37 protein-coding genes are annotated in these 20779 nt (G+C 36.9%); 31 read left to right on the top strand and 6 right to left on the bottom strand.

The window, feature by feature from the left end:
- The first annotated feature begins 77 nt into the window (after positions 1-77).
- Together H7A25_22485 and H7A25_22480 are read left to right on the top strand one after the other, a co-directional pair.
- On the top strand, positions 78-746 hold the full coding sequence (locus H7A25_22485; GenBank protein ID MCP5502683.1) for a hypothetical protein: 669 nt from the start codon (positions 78-80) through the stop codon (positions 744-746).
- 4 nt (positions 747-750) lie between these two features.
- Complete coding sequence (locus H7A25_22480) at positions 751-1242, top strand: hypothetical protein (protein ID MCP5502682.1); 492 nt, start codon at positions 751-753, stop codon at positions 1240-1242.
- Between the two features lie 88 nt (positions 1243-1330).
- Here the strand turns inward: H7A25_22480 and H7A25_22475 are convergent, their stop codons facing one another.
- A complete protein-coding gene (locus H7A25_22475; GenBank protein MCP5502681.1) occupies positions 1331-2362 on the bottom strand; it encodes an Rpn family recombination-promoting nuclease/putative transposase in 1032 nt (343 codons plus the stop codon).
- Between the two features lie 78 nt (positions 2363-2440).
- Here H7A25_22475 and H7A25_22470 point away from each other — a divergent pair, with 78 nt between their 5' ends.
- From H7A25_22470 to H7A25_22425, 10 genes are all read left to right on the top strand, one after another.
- Positions 2441-4057, top strand: a complete 1617-nt coding sequence (locus tag H7A25_22470) for a hypothetical protein (GenBank protein ID MCP5502680.1) — start codon at positions 2441-2443, stop codon at positions 4055-4057.
- 2 nt (positions 4058-4059) lie between these two features.
- Complete coding sequence (locus H7A25_22465; GenBank protein ID MCP5502679.1) at positions 4060-4722, top strand: hypothetical protein; 663 nt, start codon at positions 4060-4062, stop codon at positions 4720-4722.
- Between the two features lie 226 nt (positions 4723-4948).
- Positions 4949-6217: a hypothetical protein gene (locus H7A25_22460; protein ID MCP5502678.1), complete on the top strand. Its 1269-nt coding sequence runs from the start codon at positions 4949-4951 to the stop codon at positions 6215-6217.
- A complete protein-coding gene (locus tag H7A25_22455) occupies positions 6189-7007 on the top strand; it encodes a hypothetical protein (protein MCP5502677.1) in 819 nt (272 codons plus the stop codon). Before H7A25_22460 ends, H7A25_22455 begins: the two co-directional genes overlap by 29 nt.
- A 169-nt stretch (positions 7008-7176) precedes the next feature.
- Positions 7177-7800: a membrane-binding protein gene (locus tag H7A25_22450; protein ID MCP5502676.1), complete on the top strand. Its 624-nt coding sequence runs from the start codon at positions 7177-7179 to the stop codon at positions 7798-7800.
- 82 nt (positions 7801-7882) lie between these two features.
- Positions 7883-8557 carry a hypothetical protein gene (locus H7A25_22445; GenBank protein ID MCP5502675.1) on the top strand — a complete coding sequence of 225 codons (675 nt, stop codon included), beginning with the start codon at positions 7883-7885 and terminating at the stop codon, positions 8555-8557.
- A gap of 89 nt (positions 8558-8646) precedes the next feature.
- Positions 8647-9312 carry a hypothetical protein gene (locus H7A25_22440; protein ID MCP5502674.1) on the top strand — a complete coding sequence of 222 codons (666 nt, stop codon included), beginning with the start codon at positions 8647-8649 and terminating at the stop codon, positions 9310-9312.
- The gene (locus H7A25_22435) at positions 9309-9815 is read left to right on the top strand and encodes a hypothetical protein (protein ID MCP5502673.1); all 507 of its coding nucleotides are present in this window, start codon (positions 9309-9311) and stop codon (positions 9813-9815) included. The genes H7A25_22440 and H7A25_22435 overlap by 4 nt, the downstream gene beginning before the upstream one ends.
- A gap of 34 nt (positions 9816-9849) precedes the next feature.
- The gene (locus H7A25_22430) at positions 9850-10347 is read left to right on the top strand and encodes a Hint domain-containing protein (GenBank protein ID MCP5502672.1); all 498 of its coding nucleotides are present in this window, start codon (positions 9850-9852) and stop codon (positions 10345-10347) included.
- Positions 10337-10813 (top strand): hypothetical protein, encoded by a 477-nt coding sequence (locus tag H7A25_22425; GenBank protein ID MCP5502671.1) that lies wholly within the window; start codon positions 10337-10339, stop codon positions 10811-10813. Before H7A25_22430 ends, H7A25_22425 begins: the two co-directional genes overlap by 11 nt.
- Positions 10814-10970: 157 nt before the next feature.
- On the opposite strand, the gene H7A25_22420 is transcribed toward H7A25_22425, so the two are convergent.
- The 3 genes from H7A25_22420 to H7A25_22410 form a co-directional block, all read right to left on the bottom strand.
- Positions 10971-11192 (bottom strand): hypothetical protein, encoded by a 222-nt coding sequence (locus H7A25_22420; GenBank protein MCP5502670.1) that lies wholly within the window; start codon positions 11190-11192, stop codon positions 10971-10973.
- On the bottom strand, positions 11189-11533 hold the full coding sequence (locus tag H7A25_22415) for a hypothetical protein (GenBank protein ID MCP5502669.1): 345 nt from the start codon (positions 11531-11533) through the stop codon (positions 11189-11191). The genes H7A25_22420 and H7A25_22415 overlap by 4 nt, the downstream gene beginning before the upstream one ends.
- 265 nt (positions 11534-11798) lie before the next feature.
- Positions 11799-12140 (bottom strand): hypothetical protein, encoded by a 342-nt coding sequence (locus H7A25_22410; GenBank protein ID MCP5502668.1) that lies wholly within the window; start codon positions 12138-12140, stop codon positions 11799-11801.
- 114 nt (positions 12141-12254) lie between these two features.
- On the opposite strand from H7A25_22410, the gene H7A25_22405 reads away from it, so the two are divergent.
- The 8 genes from H7A25_22405 (at position 12255) to H7A25_22370 (ending at position 15370) form a co-directional block, all read left to right on the top strand.
- Positions 12255-12425, top strand: coding sequence for a hypothetical protein (locus tag H7A25_22405; protein ID MCP5502667.1), 171 nt, complete (start codon positions 12255-12257; stop codon positions 12423-12425).
- Positions 12418-13221, top strand: a complete 804-nt coding sequence (locus tag H7A25_22400; GenBank protein MCP5502666.1) for a hypothetical protein — start codon at positions 12418-12420, stop codon at positions 13219-13221. The genes H7A25_22405 and H7A25_22400 overlap by 8 nt, the downstream gene beginning before the upstream one ends.
- Positions 13205-13867, top strand: a complete 663-nt coding sequence (locus H7A25_22395) for a hypothetical protein (protein ID MCP5502665.1) — start codon at positions 13205-13207, stop codon at positions 13865-13867. Before H7A25_22400 ends, H7A25_22395 begins: the two co-directional genes overlap by 17 nt.
- Before the next feature lies 1 nt (position 13868).
- Positions 13869-14273 carry a hypothetical protein gene (locus H7A25_22390; protein MCP5502664.1) on the top strand — a complete coding sequence of 135 codons (405 nt, stop codon included), beginning with the start codon at positions 13869-13871 and terminating at the stop codon, positions 14271-14273.
- Positions 14274-14402: 129 nt separating this feature from the next.
- Positions 14403-14744, top strand: a complete 342-nt coding sequence (locus H7A25_22385) for a hypothetical protein (GenBank protein ID MCP5502663.1) — start codon at positions 14403-14405, stop codon at positions 14742-14744.
- Positions 14741-14881: a hypothetical protein gene (locus H7A25_22380; GenBank protein ID MCP5502662.1), complete on the top strand. Its 141-nt coding sequence runs from the start codon at positions 14741-14743 to the stop codon at positions 14879-14881. Before H7A25_22385 ends, H7A25_22380 begins: the two co-directional genes overlap by 4 nt.
- 1 nt (position 14882) lies before the next feature.
- Positions 14883-15134: a hypothetical protein gene (locus tag H7A25_22375; protein MCP5502661.1), complete on the top strand. Its 252-nt coding sequence runs from the start codon at positions 14883-14885 to the stop codon at positions 15132-15134.
- Positions 15131-15370 carry a hypothetical protein gene (locus H7A25_22370; GenBank protein ID MCP5502660.1) on the top strand — a complete coding sequence of 80 codons (240 nt, stop codon included), beginning with the start codon at positions 15131-15133 and terminating at the stop codon, positions 15368-15370. Before H7A25_22375 ends, H7A25_22370 begins: the two co-directional genes overlap by 4 nt.
- Before the next feature lie 435 nt (positions 15371-15805).
- Here the strand turns inward: H7A25_22370 and H7A25_22365 are convergent, their stop codons facing one another.
- Both H7A25_22365 and H7A25_22360 read right to left on the bottom strand, forming a co-directional pair.
- Positions 15806-16303, bottom strand: coding sequence for a hypothetical protein (locus H7A25_22365; GenBank protein MCP5502659.1), 498 nt, complete (start codon positions 16301-16303; stop codon positions 15806-15808).
- A gap of 9 nt (positions 16304-16312) precedes the next feature.
- On the bottom strand, positions 16313-16807 hold the full coding sequence (locus H7A25_22360) for a helix-turn-helix transcriptional regulator (GenBank protein MCP5502658.1): 495 nt from the start codon (positions 16805-16807) through the stop codon (positions 16313-16315).
- 123 nt (positions 16808-16930) lie between these two features.
- Between H7A25_22360 and H7A25_22355 the strand changes: the two genes are divergently transcribed.
- The 11 genes from H7A25_22355 to H7A25_22305 are packed head-to-tail and all read left to right on the top strand — an operon-like array spanning position 16931 to position 20775.
- Positions 16931-17341 (top strand): hypothetical protein, encoded by a 411-nt coding sequence (locus H7A25_22355; GenBank protein ID MCP5502657.1) that lies wholly within the window; start codon positions 16931-16933, stop codon positions 17339-17341.
- Entirely contained in the window at positions 17338-17751 is a 414-nt protein-coding gene (locus tag H7A25_22350; GenBank protein MCP5502656.1) for a hypothetical protein, read from the top strand. The genes H7A25_22355 and H7A25_22350 overlap by 4 nt, the downstream gene beginning before the upstream one ends.
- Positions 17744-18274 carry a hypothetical protein gene (locus H7A25_22345; protein MCP5502655.1) on the top strand — a complete coding sequence of 177 codons (531 nt, stop codon included), beginning with the start codon at positions 17744-17746 and terminating at the stop codon, positions 18272-18274. The genes H7A25_22350 and H7A25_22345 overlap by 8 nt, the downstream gene beginning before the upstream one ends.
- Positions 18271-18558, top strand: coding sequence for a hypothetical protein (locus H7A25_22340; protein MCP5502654.1), 288 nt, complete (start codon positions 18271-18273; stop codon positions 18556-18558). Before H7A25_22345 ends, H7A25_22340 begins: the two co-directional genes overlap by 4 nt.
- Positions 18539-18817 carry a hypothetical protein gene (locus tag H7A25_22335; GenBank protein ID MCP5502653.1) on the top strand — a complete coding sequence of 93 codons (279 nt, stop codon included), beginning with the start codon at positions 18539-18541 and terminating at the stop codon, positions 18815-18817. The genes H7A25_22340 and H7A25_22335 overlap by 20 nt, the downstream gene beginning before the upstream one ends.
- Positions 18814-19167, top strand: a complete 354-nt coding sequence (locus tag H7A25_22330; protein ID MCP5502652.1) for a hypothetical protein — start codon at positions 18814-18816, stop codon at positions 19165-19167. Before H7A25_22335 ends, H7A25_22330 begins: the two co-directional genes overlap by 4 nt.
- A 5-nt stretch (positions 19168-19172) precedes the next feature.
- Positions 19173-19490 carry a hypothetical protein gene (locus H7A25_22325; GenBank protein ID MCP5502651.1) on the top strand — a complete coding sequence of 106 codons (318 nt, stop codon included), beginning with the start codon at positions 19173-19175 and terminating at the stop codon, positions 19488-19490.
- Complete coding sequence (locus H7A25_22320; GenBank protein ID MCP5502650.1) at positions 19477-19836, top strand: hypothetical protein; 360 nt, start codon at positions 19477-19479, stop codon at positions 19834-19836. Before H7A25_22325 ends, H7A25_22320 begins: the two co-directional genes overlap by 14 nt.
- A gap of 1 nt (position 19837) precedes the next feature.
- Positions 19838-20092, top strand: a complete 255-nt coding sequence (locus H7A25_22315; GenBank protein ID MCP5502649.1) for a hypothetical protein — start codon at positions 19838-19840, stop codon at positions 20090-20092.
- Entirely contained in the window at positions 20082-20516 is a 435-nt protein-coding gene (locus tag H7A25_22310; protein MCP5502648.1) for a hypothetical protein, read from the top strand. Before H7A25_22315 ends, H7A25_22310 begins: the two co-directional genes overlap by 11 nt.
- A gap of 49 nt (positions 20517-20565) precedes the next feature.
- Complete coding sequence (locus tag H7A25_22305; protein MCP5502647.1) at positions 20566-20775, top strand: hypothetical protein; 210 nt, start codon at positions 20566-20568, stop codon at positions 20773-20775.
- Positions 20776-20779 lie beyond the last annotated feature (4 nt).

Raw genomic sequence — 20779 nt, 5'->3', positions numbered from 1 at the left:
GTGCAGATAGGTTTTGAAAATCTGAGTGAAGATAAAAATAATTTGACTGCTAAACATATATATTGTTATATGTGATAATGAAAATAGATTATAAACCAATAAAAGAATACAAAAACTATAATTATAAAAAGACATACAGGCATTCAAATAAAAGTAAATCTGAATATAAAAAGAATTTTATAATCTTATTTCTTGTTTTTCTTATCGGAAGTATCCTTATCATAACTATAAGCCAGCTTAAGAACCCAGATAAGCTTGAGGTGGAAAAGCTCGAACTGAGCAATTTAGAAGCAAAGATGGAGGAGCGTGTTCCTCTTGAAAAATGGGAGAAAGATAGGTTTTGTGAACTTTTGGAGAAAGTAAAAGGTATAAAATTATTTGCTTGCAATGAGAATTATTTCTGTCAAATTGGAAGTCTAACAGGCTATGAAATTCAGGCTGGGGATATTGACCTGCGTGGAACCGGTGTTCCATTTGTAGAAGCTTTAAAGCTGGCATTTGAAAAAACAGGTGTGCCTGTTGAGTCTTTTCAGGCAAAAGAATGGGCGAAAGATATTAATGGGAAGACATTTGTTGTAGAGTGGAAAGGTCCTTTTGGGACAGAAGTAAGTATTGATGCTCCCCATAAATATAATGGTCCGGATGTTTTTCACATAGGCTATAAAACAAAAGGGAAAAAAGGTAGTAAACAAAGGGGTCATATATTCTTAGATTGTGTTCCTTTTTTTAGAGAAGTAAATGATTAATTCAATGAAGGAAATACTAGTTGATGCATTAAAATCCACCGGTTATCGAATGGAGGATATGACACAGCTTCAATCTATCTTTTTCAGAGAAAAGATTATAAATTCTTACTTTGAAGGAAGTAAGCATCGATATTTGTGGGAACATTTTAAAAATATTGATGAAATCTTTTCTGTGCGTGATTCTAAAGCCTGGGCATGGTTGGATGATTTCTTAGAAGGAAAAGAAACTATCATTTTTTTTGAAAAATCAGATGATCCGAATATTTATATATTTCCTGAAGAGCAATCTATTGTTAGATTTTTAGAAGAATCATATATTGATGATTTCTACCTAACAAATGAAAAATTAGAATTTTTAATTTGTTTTAACGACCATGATTATCTTATCGCTACCGGAACAGCAGAAACATGGCTTAAGAAGAAAGCTTTAGAGCTTTCCAAAACAGGCTGGAGAGATATGGATGGTAAGTCTTATCTCCATTTAGAACTCTCTTAAAATAGGATTCCAAACTTCCTCCCGGAGTGAATTCGAGTGACGACGGCGCCGGTCCTTCAGAGCCGGGAAAATTGGCCGGGATAGAAAATTAAACCCCTATTCGGCGGAAAAGTCTCTCTAAAAAGTTTTCATCGAGTTCGGTGATGCTCGCAATCAGGGGCATATCAAGAGCCTTTCTTCGCATAGAAATAGCCGTTCTGAGCGTTTTTTTCCACTCTGCTCTTCTGGCTCTTCTTTTCTCGTTTTCCGCTTTTCTTTTCTCGTCCTCCGCTCTTCTTTTCTCGTCTTCAGCCCTTCTTTCTGCAAGTTCAGCTCTTCTTTTCTCGGTTTCTACAAGATGTAAGGCTCTATTATAGCCTTTTTGCTCAATTTTATCTAACAGTGAAACCAGCATATCCTTTACTCTCCTGCTTTCTTTAGTTTCCATCATTGATTTTAGACTGTCAAGTTCAATTTTTTTCACACCTGATAGCATATAGAGAAGGACAGTTTCTATATATTCCATGCCGGTTTTCTTTTCTGCTAATTCCGCAAGTAGGGAAATAATTTGCACCAGCTTTTCTTCAAACTCTTCACGATTGATATATTTCAAGAGCAGGGTAAAGAGTCTCGTAGTTATTTCTCCTTTTATATCTTCTTCTTGAAACCTGGAGAAATCATAAACTATATAGGAAAAATTGACCTGGTATTTTTCCCAGCCCGGCATCATTTCCTGTAAGCTCTGAAAATCATCACCATATTGCCATTCGTTTTTTCCGTGATATAAAAGCACAGGCAGGATAAGAGGAAGAACAAGCGACTTCTCTTTTTTCTCCTGGCTTATATGAAGGCTCCAAATTCCGAGCATGTATTTCAATAGCTGAAATGAAGTCATTCTATCGGGATAACTTTTGTGTTCGAGAAGAAGATAGATGTAGCTATCTTTGCCGGCTATCGGAACTTTGAAGAGCATATCCGAATGCACATCCTGATAATTGGCATCGACGAAACTATCTTTTGTTATTTCGAGAGAATCCAATAGAATGTCTTTTAACAACTCCTGAGGTAATTTGTGTTTCAGGAAGTCGATAGCATTTTCGCGGTTCTGGAAAGTGATTTTGAAAAAAGAATTATGATCCACCGAGCTTATAAACTATTCACAGAATGATTCGTCAAGAAGAATCTCCTTGATTCCCTCACTCCCAAGCAAATTTCGGCTTTGAATAAGGAGCTGATACAGGAAGCTGTTAAGGCAGGAAAAATGCCTCCTACAGATGACGAAGCCTCCGGCTGGTCAAAAAACAAAGATGATAGTTTATGGACTAAATTTGTGGGAGATGCAAACGATGCCTGGCAAATTTTACAGGGAAGCAATGTAGATGACGACGGCTGGGTAGATGCAAACGGCGTCTACCACCAGCGCACCTGTTTTGTCGCCGGAACTCTAATCTCCACAAAAAACGGTTTCAAAAAAATCGAAGAGATTCAAATTGGGGATGTGGTGCTGTCCTATAACGAAAAAACCGGTGTGACCGAATACAAGCCCGTGACACAGCTTTTCCGTAACGAGGTGAAGACTATCTTTAAGCTCACCTATGCGAATGGAAAGATAGTCGAAACCACATGGAACCACCCTTTCCTTGTGACTGATGGTTTAAATCATCAGTCAAAGGCAGTGTGGAAAGAGGCCAAAGACATAAGGCCCGGCGACCGCTCTGTCCTCGCGGATGGCAGCTGTGCTTCGACTCACCTGCGGTTCGCTCAGCAACCGAGGTGTTCTATGGAGATTGTTTCTGTGGAACAGGAATACAGAGATGAGTTGGTCTATAACTTTGAGGTGGAAGACAATCACACCTACTTTGTGACAGAAAACGCGGTGCTGGTGCATAATTATGAGAAGGGTAAGCTCCAATACATTCTAAGCAATAATAAGCAAGATGAACTTAGAGAAATAGCTAACACCGAAAAATATGGCATGGAAGGTTTTCTTCAACGAGTAAAGAATGGTATTACGAAATTTGAATTTGTAAAAGATGTTGAGACAGTTAGCTTAGACAATATTAGTTTTAAGGAACTTGATTCAATCGATGGAGATGATGAAGGGCTTAAAGAGAAATTCCTAAATGAGCTGAATAAGATATCTGACACGGCTAAAATTTATATAGATGAAGATGGCAATCTAAAACTGTTACAAGTAAATTCACTTGATGACAAAAAAATATATTCTAAAGAACTTATGTATGATGCTTTTGTTAACCATGATAAAAAAGTAAAAATATCTTTATCAGATGATAAAGATAGCCATATTCAAATGCGTGTCAGGAGTTATGGAAAAGGTTCTGTGACCCCTGGAGTAGGTTCAAACACAAATTTGGAAATAAATTTAGCAACGACTAAAGCGGGAGGTTATGTGGAGTATACTGGAGATGAAGGTATGGGAAAGAAAAAAGGCAAAATAGAATGTGTTGATGTTGAAGAAGCCAAAGTATTAAATCCTAAATATATAGGTATCGCTCACGAACTAATTCATGTGGCTCAGGATGTAAATGGATTTGGCTTAGGAGACAAAGTTGAAATTCATCACCAAAGTGAACTTTTTAAATCTTGGGGCATAGATGAGCTTGGAACTACAAAATTAGTTGAAGCAAAAGCAGTCACAAGAGATTCCCATGAAGTGAAAATATTTAAAGATAAGGAAGGAACAAAAGAAATGGATTACCCGCAAAACTCTATAAGTAACTATTTACGTTATTATTTGGGAATGAAGCATGATACGTTCGCAACTGAAAATCTTATCAGAAAAGAACATAAATTACCAATAAGAAAGGGTTATTAAATATGGTAAATATCTTATATTTCATACTATTCATACCTCTTATAATTATATCTTGTGGTCAGCCATCGTTCCAGGAGTTAATAAAGGAACCAGGATTTAAAAATTGTCACATTAATATTAATGAAGAAGAAAAATTGAAAAGGTCTATCTTGATGGATATGAGAAGTTTTATTTACATTGGATATAGGGATAAAAAAGCTTTTATTAGGGATCGAAAAGAAATACTTGAGAATTATTTCATTAAAAATAGAGATGAAATAATAAAAATAGATAACTGCGATTTTTTAAATGAAAACCCACGATATAGCTTTCGTTCATTTCTACCTGAAAATTATATAGATTTAGAGTGGTATCTTCTTATTGCAAAAATAGAAGATATTCAATTAAAAATCAATAGAATCACGCTGATACGAAATAAAAAGATTATTGAGATAAATACTAAGGACCTGGATAAGAAACGATATCAAAACTTCGAAAAATATCTATATCCAAATTTATATTTATTTTTTAAAGATGGAGAATTAAACTCAGAAAAAGTTCAAGAGAAAGCGTTGACTAAGGATGATGATATTACGTATGAAAAATGGATTCAGTTAGGTTCTAAAGAAAAGAAGCCGCCAGAGAAGAAGAATAAAAGAAATCCAAAACCGTCACATCCTCCGTAAGATATTTTTCTTCTGGGAATGGGGAGATTACTTTTAGGTAATGGACTGTTCTCCTGACTGGTGGTTTAAATCATCAGTCAAAGGCAGTGTGGAAAAAAGCTATAACGGGATAGCTTACATCCGGTTACTGAGCAAGCGAAGCGCGTCGAAGTATGCGGATGGTAGCTGTGCTTCGGCTCACCTGCGGTTCGCTCAGCAACCGAGGTGTTCTATGGAGGTACTGTCTGTGGAGCAGGAATACAGAGATGAGCTGGTCTATAACTTCGAGGTGGAAGACAATCACACCTACTTCGTGACAGAAAACGCGGTGCTGGTGCATAATTATGATCCTTCTGATTACAAAAGAGCAACTGATGTTCAAAAGTTAACATTGGAAACGAATAAACTTTTAACAGATTCTTTAGAATCTTTATTGGAAGAGGAAATTATTAATTATGAAAAAAAGAGAGCACAAATACAACGTTTATTCGTTGAGTGGAATAATGCATCAAATACTGATGGCTCAAAGTGGTGGAATCCTTTTTCATGGGGAGATATGTCAAGCAAGAAGAAAAAGGAACATGAAATCACATTAGCAAGAAAGGAGCTATTTGATAAGCAAGTTGACTTACTGAATGCTTACAATGAATATGAAGATAGTTTACCTGAATCTTCATATGAAGAAAATATAGAAACTTCAACAGGTAACAATACTCCACGTTCTTATCGACTCAACAAATATGCCACAAATCCTTTAACTGGTGAACAGGGAGGATTTATTGTTAGAGGAGGAGGATATCCATTTGCTGGAAACAATGGTAAGCATGATGGACTTGATATAAGTGCAATATTAACCGAAGCGGGTGATAATACATTATCCAGAGCTGGGTCAAAAGGTGTTTATGCCATTACTGATGGAGAAGTTACTGAAACAACAAAGGGAGAACGAATGCCTGGGCAACAAACTTGTGGTAGCACTCAATGTGGAATCTATGGAGATGGTGGTAATGTTTTTTCTTTCGGAAGAGCTGATTATACAAATTCTGATTCTGAAATAATGAATGATTTGAAAGCAAAGTCGAAACGTGGAGACTTACATGTTTATGGAAATTCAGTAAGCATCAGCGAGCCAGGTATGATATGGCCAGAAAGATACACAATAACAACTGAACATTTAGATAAAGCATATGTCGTTCCTGAAAGTAAAACTACTAAAAATGGAGACAAATTGGGAAATATGAGTTATACAGGGAATAGTAAAGGAGCACATCTACATTTCAATGTACATGTGGATCATCTTCCGAATTATACATATCGGCAAAGAGATGATACTACAGGAAAACTTATACAGGATCCTCAATGGGTAACTGAAGTAAACTCTCAATATAGAGATTCAAACACCAAAATAATTAGCAGAATAAAAGGGAAAAATGGATATTTTATAGATCCATTATATTATTTAAATAAAATATCCGGGAGAAAAAATTTTGAAGATAAATATTTACAAAATCCTTAGTGTAGTGTTATTATTAAATTTATTCTACTGTAAAAGTGAAGAAAAAGATGTAAATCTGGAATTACAGAAATTGCGGGAAGAATCTTTTAAGAGAACCTGGGGAGTAGACAAGGAAACAATGATGAAACAAAATGAGGAATTATGGAAGCTATATAATAAACCCCCACCAGATAAAATTCCGAATGTAAATGAGATGGATACAAAAAAACTAAAAGAAGCACATGGCAAGTCTTGGGGAATTTATTTAATAATTACTAATAATATTCATTTGGGAATTACACCAGAATTGGATTTGAATCGCACAAACGGGATTGAGCAAATTAAAAAACAGGGTCTCCTTCAAGAAGTTGAAAAATTGGAGCAATTCATGGCAAAAGGTGATATACGAAAAACCCTATCTATGATGTGTGATTACGGCGATAAATCTGCTGATGGTAAAAATATACTCGATTATAAAAAAGGATATATTCGTGCCGGGCGAAAGGTTAAAGATTTAAATAAAGAACAGTTTTTGGATATTCATTTCAAAGATCTAACAACTAAAAATAAAACCTATCCTCTGCCTTACGAATTTGCTTTCGACATTTCTACTTTTAAAGAAATTCCTGAGGAAATGAGAAATAATAATATCCGTTTAGATATAGAACCAGAAGCTTACGATAAGAATAAAAATGTTATTTATAGAATATATATTATCAACAGGAGGGATAAAAAACCATACCCCCAGATGTATGTGTTCCAAAAAATTGAAGATGTCTATTGTTATAACGTAGACTATTTTGAACCATAGATATTTAATATTTTTCTTCTGGGAATGGGGAGATTATTTTTAGCCCCCTGTTCCACAGTTGGAGAAAAATCTCAGGAGAGAATCCCCCTATGGGGGAAAACGTGGAGAGGATGTGGTACCACTGTAGAGATAGGGGGAAGAGAGAGCCAGTCAATGAGTGTTAAACAAAATGAAAAAACGATTCCATAAGCTAATTCTTATATTCTCCCTTCTATTGGGAGCCATATTTACCCTCGTGGTAGTGCTACAAAACCCGAAGGGGAACTGCGTGCAGGGTGACTGTAAGAACGGCAGGGGGATTTTAGAATTCACCAAAGGTCTTCGCTATGAAGGTGAATTCAAAGACGGGCTACAGCACGGATTTGGCACGTTTACCGATGCTAAGGGCAACCGCTACGAAGGTAGCTGGCACAAAGGAAAAAAGCAGGGCTTCGGCACCTACAGCTACCCCGGTGGGGAAACCTACAGCGGCTTCTTTCATAAGGACAAGAAATGGGGAAAGGGCATCTACACCTGGAATGACCAAACCCGCTACACAGGTATGTGGAAAAACGGAGAACCGGAGGGTGAGGGAATTGTTACCCTGCCCGGAGGCAGGGAAATGAAGGGAATCTATAAAAACGGGACTATCTACGAAGGAGAAGGAATCTACATTTACGATGACGGAAGCAAGTATATCGGGGAATGGAAAGATGGCAAGCGTCACGGGGAGGGAATATTGAAAGATAAGACAGGGAAGTTAATCTTTCAAGGCAAGTGGAGAGAAGGACAGTTTTCAAAAGATAATGGATAAGCCATCAGACCGACCTCAGACCGGTTCTTCAGGGCCGGTCAAATTGGCCGGGATTAGACCGGGAAAGAAAGGAAAATAAAAAATGCTAAAAACAATTCGAGAAAGCCTTCGGAATCATTACCGGCTCACAAAAGAAATGTTGTTCCCGACTGAAGCCGAGCTACAGGAACTCCAAAAAGAAGACTTTGCTAAAAAAACTATCCAATATACCTTTATCCTATTAGGAGTATATGTCTTACTGAATATTAGCGTCTACTTACTCAACTATAAAGACATGCAGGTCTTAAATGAGATGCTTCGAAAGGCACTTGAGAAACAGCCAACATCTAAAATCCCTCATATACTCAGCATTTATCCCTATAATATAGTCTATATACTTATAAGCCTCTTTGCTTTCGAGGTATACATGATAGTTGCGAGCTATCTTTTTTTATACCTCTTCGGAGAAAAAAACAGGAATATAAAAACCAACACCGTTTTTAGTATATACAGCAATACTTATATAATCTTATCTATTTTTCTAATCTTTCTTACCAACACATTTTACCCAATAACAGATGAGCCAACAAAACTTCGTCTGGCTATACTCTTAGGCTTATGGATATTCTATTTGCTATGGGGAATCTACTATTCCGGCAAATACTATTACCGACTTGCTAAAGATGTTTACGAACAGAACCGAAATATAATTCTTTTAAGTTGGAATCTACCCTTTCTTTTTCTGGGAAGCTACATGTATCTGGCATTAAGTTCTTAAGGAGTGTGAAAAGTGCAGATAGGTTTTGAAAATCTGAGTGAAGATAAAAATAATTTGACTGCTAAACATATATATTGTTATATGTGATAATGAAAATAGATTATAAACCAATAAAAGAATACAAAAACTATAATTATAAAAAGACATACAGGCATTCAAATAAAAGTAAATCTGAATATAAAAAGAATTTTATAATCTTATTTCTTGTTTTTCTTATCGGAAGTATCCTTATCATAACTATAAGCCAGCTTAAGAACCCAGATAAGCTTGAGGTGGAAAAGCTCGAACTGAGCAATTTAGAAGCAAAGATGGAGGAGCGTGTTCCTCTTGAAAAATGGGAGAAAGATAGGTTTTGTGAACTTTTGGAGAAAGTAAAAGGTATAAAATTATTTGCTTGCAATGAGAATTATTTCTGTCAAATTGGAAGTCTAACAGGCTATGAAATTCAGGCTGGGGATATTGACCTGCGTGGAACCGGTGTTCCATTTGTAGAAGCTTTAAAGCTGGCATTTGAAAAAACAGGTGTGCCTGTTGAGTCTTTTCAGGCAAAAGAATGGGCGAAAGATATTAATGGGAAGACAGGCATTGTTAGATGGCAAGGCTCTGGTGGAGCGGAAGTAAATATTGATGCTCCTCATGTTTTTAATGGTCCTGACGTTTTTCATATAGGCTATCAGACCTCCGGTAAAGGAGGAAAAAGAGTCAGAGGACACATTTTTATGGATTGTGTTCCATACTTTAGGGCGATAAAATGAGAGATTATTTTAAAGAAAATATTCAAGAAGCTTTAGACGCAACTAATTACCGAATGGAAGAGATGTCTCCACTTGAATCAATATTTTTTCGGCAAAAAGTATCAGAAAAATTTGCCGATGGCAGGGATTATTCCTCTCTTTTTTGGGAAGCTGTTGCTACTACAGGAAAGGGATTTAGTATTCGTAGTGATGAGTCATGGAAATGGTTAGATGATTTTTTAGAATATAAGGAATATATTTTATTTTTTGAAAAATCAGATGATTCTACAATATACATTTTTCCAGAAAAACAGTCAATAGTTAAGTTTCTCCATGAATTCCCGATTAATGTTCTATATATTACCAATGACTATTTAGATTATTTTATTTCTTTTAATGATAGCGATTATCTACACTGCATAGGCACTGCTGAATCCTGGTTAAAAACAAAAGCTTTAGAGCTTTCCAAAACAGGCTGGAGAGATATGGATGGCAAGTCTTATCTACATTTAGAACTCTCTTAAAGCTATATATTACCTATTCTAATCTACTGTAAAAATCCTTCGTTTAACGCTCAGGAACCCCTGTTTTGTCGCGGGGACTCTAATCTCCACAAAAAACGGTTTCAAAAAAATCGAAGAGATTCAAATTGGGGATATAGTGCTATCAAAAGACGAGGCTTCCAGAAAGATTGTGTATAAAAAAGTCACAGAACTTTTTTATCACGAGGTAGATACGCTTTTTGAAATCCGTTTATCTAACGGGGAGATAATAGAGACAACCTGGAACCACCCTTTCCAATATCAAAATAATCAAATAGGTGATGATAAAAAAGCATTGCCCGTATACAATCTGACTTCAGATGGAAAAATTGAAAAAGTAAATGACCTTGAAGAATTATTACTGGTGGGAATTCCTGCATATCAAAAGATAACTAAGAACGGAAAGGAAACTTATATACAGATTAAGGGCAAAGATATTGAAACAAATATCAATAAGCTTCGAAGGGAAGATGGACTTTCTATAAAAAGGAGAAAGTATAAAAATGTTGATTAGATATCTAATAGTGACAATTCTCTTTTCTATCATTCATAGCATTTCAATTTTTGCTGAATCCAATAGATGCAGGCTTGTTAAAGCTTGTTATATAGTATTTTATAATAATGAGAAATACCACAAACTGGACAGGCATGATTTTGGTATTTATGGAGTACGTTCAGGAGTAAGGTTTATATATCCAAATGATGGAGTTGGAGAATATTTTGAAGTTAAAGGATTTAAAAGACACTCTTTTTTAAAAGATGGAGATAAAATTTATCGTATTGATGAGTGTAGGCCCAAAAATGATCCGGGTGGAGTGGTTGGATGCGGAAAGATAATTGATAAACATTATTATCCAAAACAATACTATTTGTTTTCCGCACCTCTTGAATATATAGTAAAACATATCAGGGAAGTTGAAATTGAACGAAATGGAACTCGTATTATCATTCAAACTGAAAAGGTATTGGAAGATGTATAAACTAACAATAATTTTATACCATAACAGAATTAAATCCAACTGAAATACAACGATAATTCACCGGATTTAAAGAAAAAAGTATAGAATTTGAAGAGTTTTTATAAGCCCACTCAGTCAAATTTTTGAGTAAAAATTAAAAGCATGGGCAACTTATCAGCTATTTATTTTCTTTTTCATACTCAGAAAATCTGAGTATATACTCAGCCAGAGTTTCTATTTTGACGGGATGTCCATTGATAACCTTATAGATTCCTGAGTGACTGATGCCCAATATTTTAGCGCTCGGTCTTAAACCATGTTGCTCAACTAACCTTGTGAAATCCTGTAGTAAAATTATTTTATACTCCTGGATTTTGGATGCTATCTCTAATGCTTTCATGTTTCCTTCCCGATGGTTAGTTTTACACCCTCAGTTGTAGACAAAAAGAATAAAGCGTATGTAATAACTCTTACCGCGATATATTGAATTGGTTCCTGGATACTATTATTTTTAAATAGCTCAACTATACTTAAAAATGATGTCCCAAATGTTGTAAGCAGTAATAGAGAATACATAAGTCTTTGTTTGATGTATGCGAGTATAAAAGAAAAACCTATCCCAAGAACCGAGATAACGATACAAAGCTGCATGGGTAGCTTTAAGAGGTTGTAGAGGATGTAATGGTCATACAGTAAAATACTGGTTGAAATTACTAAGAATATTGAGTAAACCCAAATCATAAAATCTCCTTGACAGAGAATAAATGAGCACTAATAATTGAAGAAACGGAAGCTGCCCTTGCGGGCAGCCTCTTTTTTAGTTTCTGTCATTTTCTTCTAACCATTTCCAGAGAAGCCAGCCCGTCCAAGCGACTACTCCGAGAGTGGTTAGAAAGAAAATGATTAATATTATTAGTGTCATCATTTACCTCCGATATAAATATACTAATATACGGTGTATAAAATGCAACCACTTTTTTATATTATATTCCTTTTTTATAAAATATTATGCTGTTTGGTTTAGTAGATTCACCTTAAATCGTTGTCCGCATTTTTGTTTGTAATAGACAAACTTATCCTGTTTATTTTTTCCATAGCGGGTTCTGACAGTTGTGAAGAGTCGGTTCTTATGGTCGAGAAATAATAGGATTAATACCTCTCCGGTTTTGGGAAGTTTATAATTCTGCATTGTCTTCCCATCAAAATACTTTGTATCGTATTCCTTGAACTCACCTGTCAAGTTCTCTGCCCTGGTTACAAATACATCTAATAGCGTTATGGGAAACTTATATTCCACATCTTCCATTTTATAGTAGAGGTGACTGAATTTTATTTCGTTCTGATTCATGATAGTTCCTTTATTGATATTTTTTTATATAACTTCTGTCTTATATGCGATATTTACTTGATTCTTATTTATGGTGTTATATAATCTGTCAGTTTTTTTTAGGAGTGTAGCATTATGGCTAATGATGATCAAGCAAAATATAGAACCGTTACGGTTGATAAATCTCTTTTAGAGAAATTTTTAAGTTTATTTCAAGCGAAACATGGTTTTAAACCCGTAACCAAGCAGGTTTTTGAGGCTGATTTACGTAAGCGCATTGAGGATTTGGAGGCAGAACATGATTAATTTGATTAAGATTATCCTGGCAATGGTTATCTATCCTATTTGTGCCCTGGGTGAAGGATTCCGAATTTTCGAATTCTTTGTTATCAGCAATCACTGGTTGATTAGCTCTTTGATTTCGGTAGTTGCTGTTTTGGGTATTACGTTTTTCGTGTTTATGGACAATAAAATCGGTAGAATTTATACTATTTCAACAATTATTCTGGCTCTGTATATTTCTATTAAACCGGTTCATCAATTCTGGTTGGATAACTCAGGAATTGTAGAGATTCAAAAGCCTGTAGAACCAACCAAGCCCGTTTTACAAACTTCTATTTTCTGGGATACTCAGAAGAAGTTGGAGAAAGAATTTGATTTAGCTAAAGCTCAATACAGTGAAGATTTGAAAGTGTATAATGAGAATCTAAAATTGTATACTCAGTATATGTCTAATCCGCAATTGAAACACCCGGACTGGTTTCAATTGATTCACAAGATTTTGGCTGCTATTTTCTTGAGCCTCTTTTTCCCGGCAGGTTTGTATTTTTCCAGTGAGTTGATTATTGCTGAACTTAAATCCCGTCCGGAGGAATTGAGCGAGCGTGATAAGGTTCTTCTGGAATTACAGAAGAATACGCCTGTAACTAAAATTGCATCGTCTCTGAACATTTCCAGACAAAAGGTTTACATGTATATGAAAGAGGCAGGTCTGGAAACTAAACCTCGGACAGCAAAGAAACAAACTAAAACAGAACCGGACAAGCAACGTATGCTTTTCAAAGTAATTAATGGAGGTATAGACAGTGATAGACATCTTTAAAAAACATCCGAACATTCTCTGGACACTATTGATTTTACTCGCGATTCCTATGGTTCTTGTGTTTGTGAAATACGTTCCGGTGAAGTATAACGATTTAGAGAATTTTTTCGTGTTGGCAACCGTAGCATTCGTGACCATATTAGCGTTCCGTTTTGCCGTTGGTTTTGATTTTAAATCTATCACAAATATATGGATTCAGAACAAAAATGGAGCTGTGAATGTGGGTCCAGGTTTACTGGAATATAAACAGGCTACAATCAACAGTAACCAGGTCAGCAATAACACAGAAAACCACGTTCAGATTGAAGTGAAACCTATTTCTGTAGTGAATGCAGCCAAACATGTTCTGGAAGACTCCGGACGCTATGGGTTTTCTATTTATGAACAGCCGGTTCTGGATGCCATCAAGTATAAAATCCTTCAGGATACCGGTATTCATGCCCAGAATGAGCGTATTATCCAGGCTCTAACAAGCTCTCAGGAGTTCGGTCAGGATAAGAACCTGATTTATCATAAACAAATGAAAATAGAAGATAATTATGAGGTAGCGAAATACAAATCAGACTTCGATAATAACTTCTTTTCTCCTGGATCATTGAAACCGGCTAAGCCTGCCAAGCCCTCCCCTACCGGGAAAAGGAGGTAATATGGGATTTTTAGAGCAATATGTTGGCATAGGGGGAGTGATGATGCTCATGTTTATGGCCGGAGTAGTGGTGAACCGCTTTCTGAATCGTGTGAGTGATGCGGTTTCCAAAACTCTGAGTAACTCAAAAACCGTGAGTCATTATTTGGAATATCATAAGGGTTCTCACAATAGCTCTGTGACCTATAATAATTCCAATAATACTACTCACCATGAAATTCATTACCATGTTTTTGAAATGAGACCGGAAATTAAAGAGCTTCTGTTTTCCGAGCATGAGGGTGAATGCAGGGTAATTCCGACTCGTGAAAAAAAATCCGGTGCTTTGCCAAATTCGTCTGATTCACGAATCAGGGTAATTTCACCGGCGTTTCAATCGAAAAATAGGGTGTCCGAACGTGTCTAAAAGTGTCCGAATCTGTCCAGTGCCGGACACTTACCCGACAAACATTGTATTTCACAGGACTGTTTGCGGACAGTCCTTTTTTATTCTTAGACAGTATTATATTAATCTATTACAATCAGGAGTTTTATCATGACAGACGATTTACAAGAAATTCAAAATAAACAGGCTTTCGATGAGGAGATGAAACAAATCATAGGCAACTGGAAAAGCCCAAACTACAAACTACTCTCTGAAAAATATGGCTATTCAGAGGAGTATTGTCGACTGATGTATTTGTCGTTTAAGCAAAAACGGAATTATGAGTTTGCATCCGAACCAAAACAGACGTTCCGATTCCCTGTAGAGACAATCCTCGGACTTCAAAAAATTGGTAATTCCTACGAACAAATTATCAATATTCTAAATTTGAAATGTTCCATCTATACTCTGAAAAAGTATATGTATAATTTAAAAAAAGGTGTTAAGAGATGAAAATTTTCAAATCAGTTGGAATTGAATTTCATAAATACCAGAGGCTTTTAACCGAAGCAACCAAACAGGGAATGAATATTACGGAATATTTAGATAAAATATTGGCTGAAACTATAGCCAAAAAGGACGGTGAATGATATGGGTTATTTTGCAAATGGAACTGATGGAATGGCATTTGACGAACAGTGTGCAAAATGCAAATACGGTGATCAGCCCTGTCCTATTGCAGAGGTTCAGGTTGAATATAATTACGAGGCCTGCAATAATAAAACTGCCATGGCAATACTGGATACATTGGTTAAAGATGATGGAACCTGCACGATGTATGAGCGATTCGAGCATGACTTAAAACATGATGGGCAGAAAAATTTATTTGGGAATGAATCATGAACGCTAAACCTCTAAAACTGAAAAACTGCCCGTTTCATCTGGAGATAATGAAAAACGAATATGATGAATGGCTTATAATCGAATCTAAAACCCTTAAGGTTTTAGTAAATGGTATAGACAGAGAGGATGCAATTTACCAGATGAATGTGATTTTGTCCAAACCCGAACTGGTAGACAGAATCCTGACTGAAATCAACCAGTCCCAGCAATTGGAGCTGTTTGGCTCAATTCAATAATCTACCTCTTTTATCCCATTACTCCAAAGCTCTGCCTGACAAGCAGGGCTTTTTTTTATTGACAGAATTTTATTATATTATATAACACGCATAGAGTCCACGGGAACTGAAAAACAGCAGACCATGCCCCGGAGTTCATACTATACTATAATATGAATAACTTGTTATCAAGTGTCTGCATGGACTCTTTTCTCCACGTATGTGGGATGAACCGGAATGGCTTATGTGTTAAAGGATGCAAAGAAACTTTTCTCCACGCATGTGGGGATGAACCTTAGTAGAGATTTAAACGAGGTTTAAACGAAACTTTTACAATCCGCTCGTAAATTTACAGTCCGCATGAACTGTAAACTAATACTTGGTTGGTTCTTAGTTGGTTTGTGCAAATTTTGCACATTACTGAATTTCATAGTCTAAAAGCTCTGGATTAATACTTTATTTGCTGGCTATAACTTCCATGAGTTCACGCTTACTATATTTTAATTTTTTAACGGTTCCACATTTTGCGCATTCAAATTTATACATACCCAGAAAGGTTTTTCTTTCAAACATTTTTATCTGACAATCCGGACAATACACAGATGGTAGAACCTGTTTAGATGGACTTTTTCCTATGGTTTTGAGTTTTACACCAAGTATTTCGTGAAACTCGCCTTCAACCTCAATTACCTGTAATGGAAGTTCTATAAAAAAACTATCCGGGTTGTTTTCTATTTGGTTGTTGTTGATTGTCGCTGACATTGAAAAACCTACCAGTATACCTGTTAAAAGGATTAATATAAAAACGGGTATACCATAATAATTTTCTAATGTCAAGCTTTTATAGAAGTTGGTAAGATATGCAGTATAAAAACTGAATATAGTGGATAGAATAGATAATATTATTCTTGAGTGCTTTTTTATAAAATCGTAAAATTTTCTATTACTATCCATCACCACACCTCAAACCTTGTGTTTGATTTCCAGTTTCGGTTCCTTGGCCTGGGCGGGTTGTTCCGGGGGCCAGAAGTAGTAGAGCATAAAGCCGATGAGTATGGCCGGGAGTAGTTTTGCGAGTAATTTCAGGAGTTTTTTTCCGTTTCCCTCCCGGTAGGATTCGACCAGCTCGGCTTCATCGTCGGATAAATAGTATTTATTGGAATATTTTATGTTGTAAGTATTGCCAGAACCACTTGTCTGGATGATATTCCCTCCGGAATTTCCAGTGTTTGCATTGCCTTTTGGCTCTAAAAACATATCTCCCTCACCGGTCAGCAACCAATCCGGATTAACTGAGTATCCGTATTCGAGTGCTTTCAGGACTGGCCGTGAAATACTCTTATTTCTTCCTGATATAATATCATTATACCCTCCGGATGATAGTCCTATGGATTCTGCAAATTGAATCTTTCTCTGTCCTGTTTGTTTTCGTATTAAATCGAGTCGCTTCCCAACCATAAAACTCTACTTTTTTTCGTATTACGAGAATTTTTTTGTTGACTTTCGTAATACGTGAAATATACTACTACTACCAAAACGGAAATCAATTTCCGCTCTGGAAATTACAATCAGGAGGAATCGATGAAAGGTCAACAAATAAATCAGGCCATTCTGGACGCTACGGCCAAAAAAGCGTTCAATTTCGACCCTAAAACAATAACTAACCACAAAACTCTAAAAAGTGTTCTTCGCAGGAAGCATCTTGGAATAGCTAAGGCATCAATTACACTGGGATATGAATTTGCTAACTTTTCAAGCTGTGTTCGTGGTGATAGAGCTATAATTCCTATTATCACGGCAATTCAGGCTGATTTAGGACTGAGTGATGAGCAGGTTTTGCAGCTCTGGCCCCAGTTACGAGTCTGGCCCCGCGAGCCCTATTCCCGTGTGCCACGGAATGTAAATGAGGATTCAAACGAGGATTCGGCTGTTTGTAATGCCGATGCAATCAACGACGATTCAATAGAATTAAAGGAGAGAAATGTAGCATGAACGAGAATGAAGAAAGGTTGGAATTTCCGCTGTTTAAACCGTTCGAAAACGTTCAGGCAGGTATTGATTCCTTTTCGGAGTTGGTGAATCGTATTCCAAAGAAAGACCGTGCTGATTTCGCTATCTGGGTTGGTTGCCTTGTAACTACAATCAATAGGGATTTGGTTGAGATTAACGTAAGCAGTCTATATACAGATGCCGAGGTCGGGCAGGTAGTTCTGATGCTTGAGGATACATTTGAGAATTTAGAGTTTAATATTAAATATTTCTCTGAGAATTTAGCAGATAGACGTGATGATAAATTGGTTAACTTCATCGAGTGCACTTTAAAAACAATTACTGATGATGTGGAATGTATCAGTTTTTTCTCTCGGTTTTTGTTAAACCAATTTGGAGGCCAGGATGAATAAAGACGTGGAATTAGGAATTCAGGCTGCTCTCAGTCGGATTGAATTTAAAGCGGAAGATTCAATTGCCAATGAGAGCGAAATTAAGGAAATGCTTTTAGAGCTGAATACTAAATTGGAACATCTCATCGCTAATGATATTATTTCCGAAGCCACGCGATGCCATGAAGGAGCAAAGCCCGGAACTATCCAGAGCCATAAAAGCAGCCACTTTGGCCCCCTGGAGATGAGCGAAATAGTAAAGCGGTTGTTGTTTGGATTGAAAGGGTGGATCAACAGGCTTTATTCGTTCCATTCGGTATTTGAAGCCGGCGACGGGTGCTTTACATTTAGCAATGATTCTTTGCGTATGAGAATCGACGATGTAAAAGACAAAGCCCTGCTTTCGGGTCTTAAGAAACTTTTCAAAGGTTCTTCCTCCCTTCGATTTGTCGGAATGATTAATGATAAGCCCTGCAATATCCATATAAACATCGCTGCAAAACTTCCCATAAAAGGCAAGAATAAAAAGGAGCGTGTAGCATGAAGAATAAAACGAAAAAGCCGGTTAAGATTGATGTAATATTAGAATATTACCGCTATCTACTGGTTGAATTGGACTGGGTTTCTACCAGTATGGAAACAGTTCTGAACTTTGCCACTCTGGCAGATAGGGCTCTCAGTGATGAACTCCGGACTCAGTTTATCTATGATCTGGAAAGAGCCATTCAGGATTGCAGGATAGACGTTAGATTGGCATTAAAAGGGTTTAAGCATACTCTTAAGTGTTTTGATATTGAGGATACAGACAATGAGAAAACCGAGGGTTAGAACTATAAACCAATTGGAGGGCTATAGGGTTCTTGGTAAAGGAGCCAAAGCAACTCTGAAAAACCTGGCATCACGACTGGAATACATGATTACAGGTAGAGTTCAAAACTACAGGGATGACAGACTTTTAACAGCTATCATCGAAAGCTGGGTGATTCAGGCCCCGATTACCTATTTTAATTCAGACCTGAGTTTGCAGGTAACCATATTGCCTCAGAACTATTTCAAACAGTTGGAACTGTTTAAGAAGGCTATATGACAGAAGACGAATTAAGATTAGAATTAAAGACCTGTAATTTGAATGTTTTGGTTGAAGAGTTAGAAGAACGTTTAGTTCGAAGCGGACGTTCTATGGTAATTATGCCGGCTGATTCTGCGGTAGAATATGCCATTCAATCGATTGTAAAAACTTTTTTAGAAAAGGAAGGAACGCAAGGTTATGAAAACAGTCCTGGGAAGCGCAGTAACATTCTGGCTTTTGGTATCGTTTCCGGAGGTAGGAGAATTGGTGAAACACGAAAAGTTTCGGACACACAGGGAATGCAACCTGGCAATTTTGAAATTGCCGGAGGCGCGCGGGATTTGCACGCCCATAAAAGTGAGGTATAAGAAAAATGAAAACTCCTATCGCTGAATTAACGTTGAAGCAAATTGCTAATGGAGAAATTTCGCAGATTTTCGATGAACGTTTGCAAGAGGTCAGGGAAAATATCAACGACAAACGCACCTGGGCATCTGCTCCTCGTAAAATCATTCTGGAGATTACCATCAAACCGGATGAGGACAGGGAGTCGGCTATCATTTACCTGAGTGCTAAATCTCGTCTGGCTGCAACTACCTCCAAGCCACAACTGGTAGACCTGACAAACCAGCAATACTTTAAAAGTCAGGGATTTTTCGGAATCAAAGAGGTTAAACGTGAAAACAACTGATAAACCCACTACAAAGAAAAAAACAAAAAAAAGGGCAACTAAGGTTACCCCTAAAACAAAAACTAACACAAGTATAAATCAGGTAGAGGAAAATGTCAAGCCTCCTTTTTACCTGATTGATAAATCCGGTTGTATCGATTTTAATGGGCAGCCCTTTTACGTAGATAGGAACCTGGCTGAGCAGACTGCCGAGGTTCGTATTTCCAAGATAGGTCAAATCTGGCATGTAGATGCGTATATAAACGGCCTTATGCACAATCTAATAATGACTGTGAAAGCCAGCAGCACAAAAAAACCGGTTCGGACTCGGAATAAGCGTCCTGGCGACATTTACATAGGAGACTGATATGCCTAAAGATACACTTGTAAAAATGGTAAAAGAGCAAACAAAACTTTCTCACAGAGAATTGCATCTCGGTTTTTATACCAGCTATGAACTACTCCTTGAGCAATACGCAAGAGCCGAGGTTTTCCTGGCTGAGAAAAATCTGTCTGAGGAGTTCTTTGAATGGAATGCTCGCTTTGGTGTAGAGGTCGAGCTGGAAAAGAAAGCTATAGCTGAATTAGATAATCAAATAAAAGAGGAACAAGATGCCAACTAAAACAAAAACTAACACAAAAACAAATACAAGAAAAACCAGCCGTAATGCAGGCAAGAAAAACGCACAGTCTACTGTCGAAAAGCTTTTAAAACTAAAAGCCCAATCTGACAGACTGAATGAGCGGATGAAGGCCATGAAAGAAGAGCTTTATCCCCTGCTAAAAGAATCCGGAAAACTCAGCTGTGAATTTGGTGATATAAGCCTGAAAATCAGTAATAGCTGGATTCTTCCCCCCATCAATGTTGTTAGGGCAAGGGAAATTCTGGGAGAATCATTTCTGGTTTACTTCTCTGATAAACAGAGTTTTGGAGTTCAGCAAATTACTAAGAACCTGGTAAAAGATGGGGTTGATGAACTCAGTGAAAATCTACGCGGGCTGGTTGAGCTAAAGCCTGTAGAATCCTGGGAGATTAAACCGAGATAAGATGCTTTACGTTCATGCCCAATTTTGTCCTGTCTGCGGAACCGAACAAATGCCTAATGAATTGCAGGTTCTCAGGGATATTGATTTCTGGAAAGCTCACTGTGAGGAGATGTTTCGGGCCGGGAGTAATCCCAGTTCGTTTAGTAAACTACCCAAATACTTACAGACAGATGAGATGAAAGAATACTATGTGAAGCTCAGTAAAAGAATAAAAGCCAGGGAAGCCTGGCTTAAAAATCAGGAGGCCAAATCGGCGTAAGACC

It is taken from the genome of Leptospiraceae bacterium (genome assembly GCA_024233835.1).
In the GTDB taxonomy this organism is placed as follows: domain Bacteria; phylum Spirochaetota; class Leptospiria; order Leptospirales; family Leptospiraceae; genus JACKPC01.
This window is presented reverse-complemented; position numbering and strand designations above follow the sequence as displayed.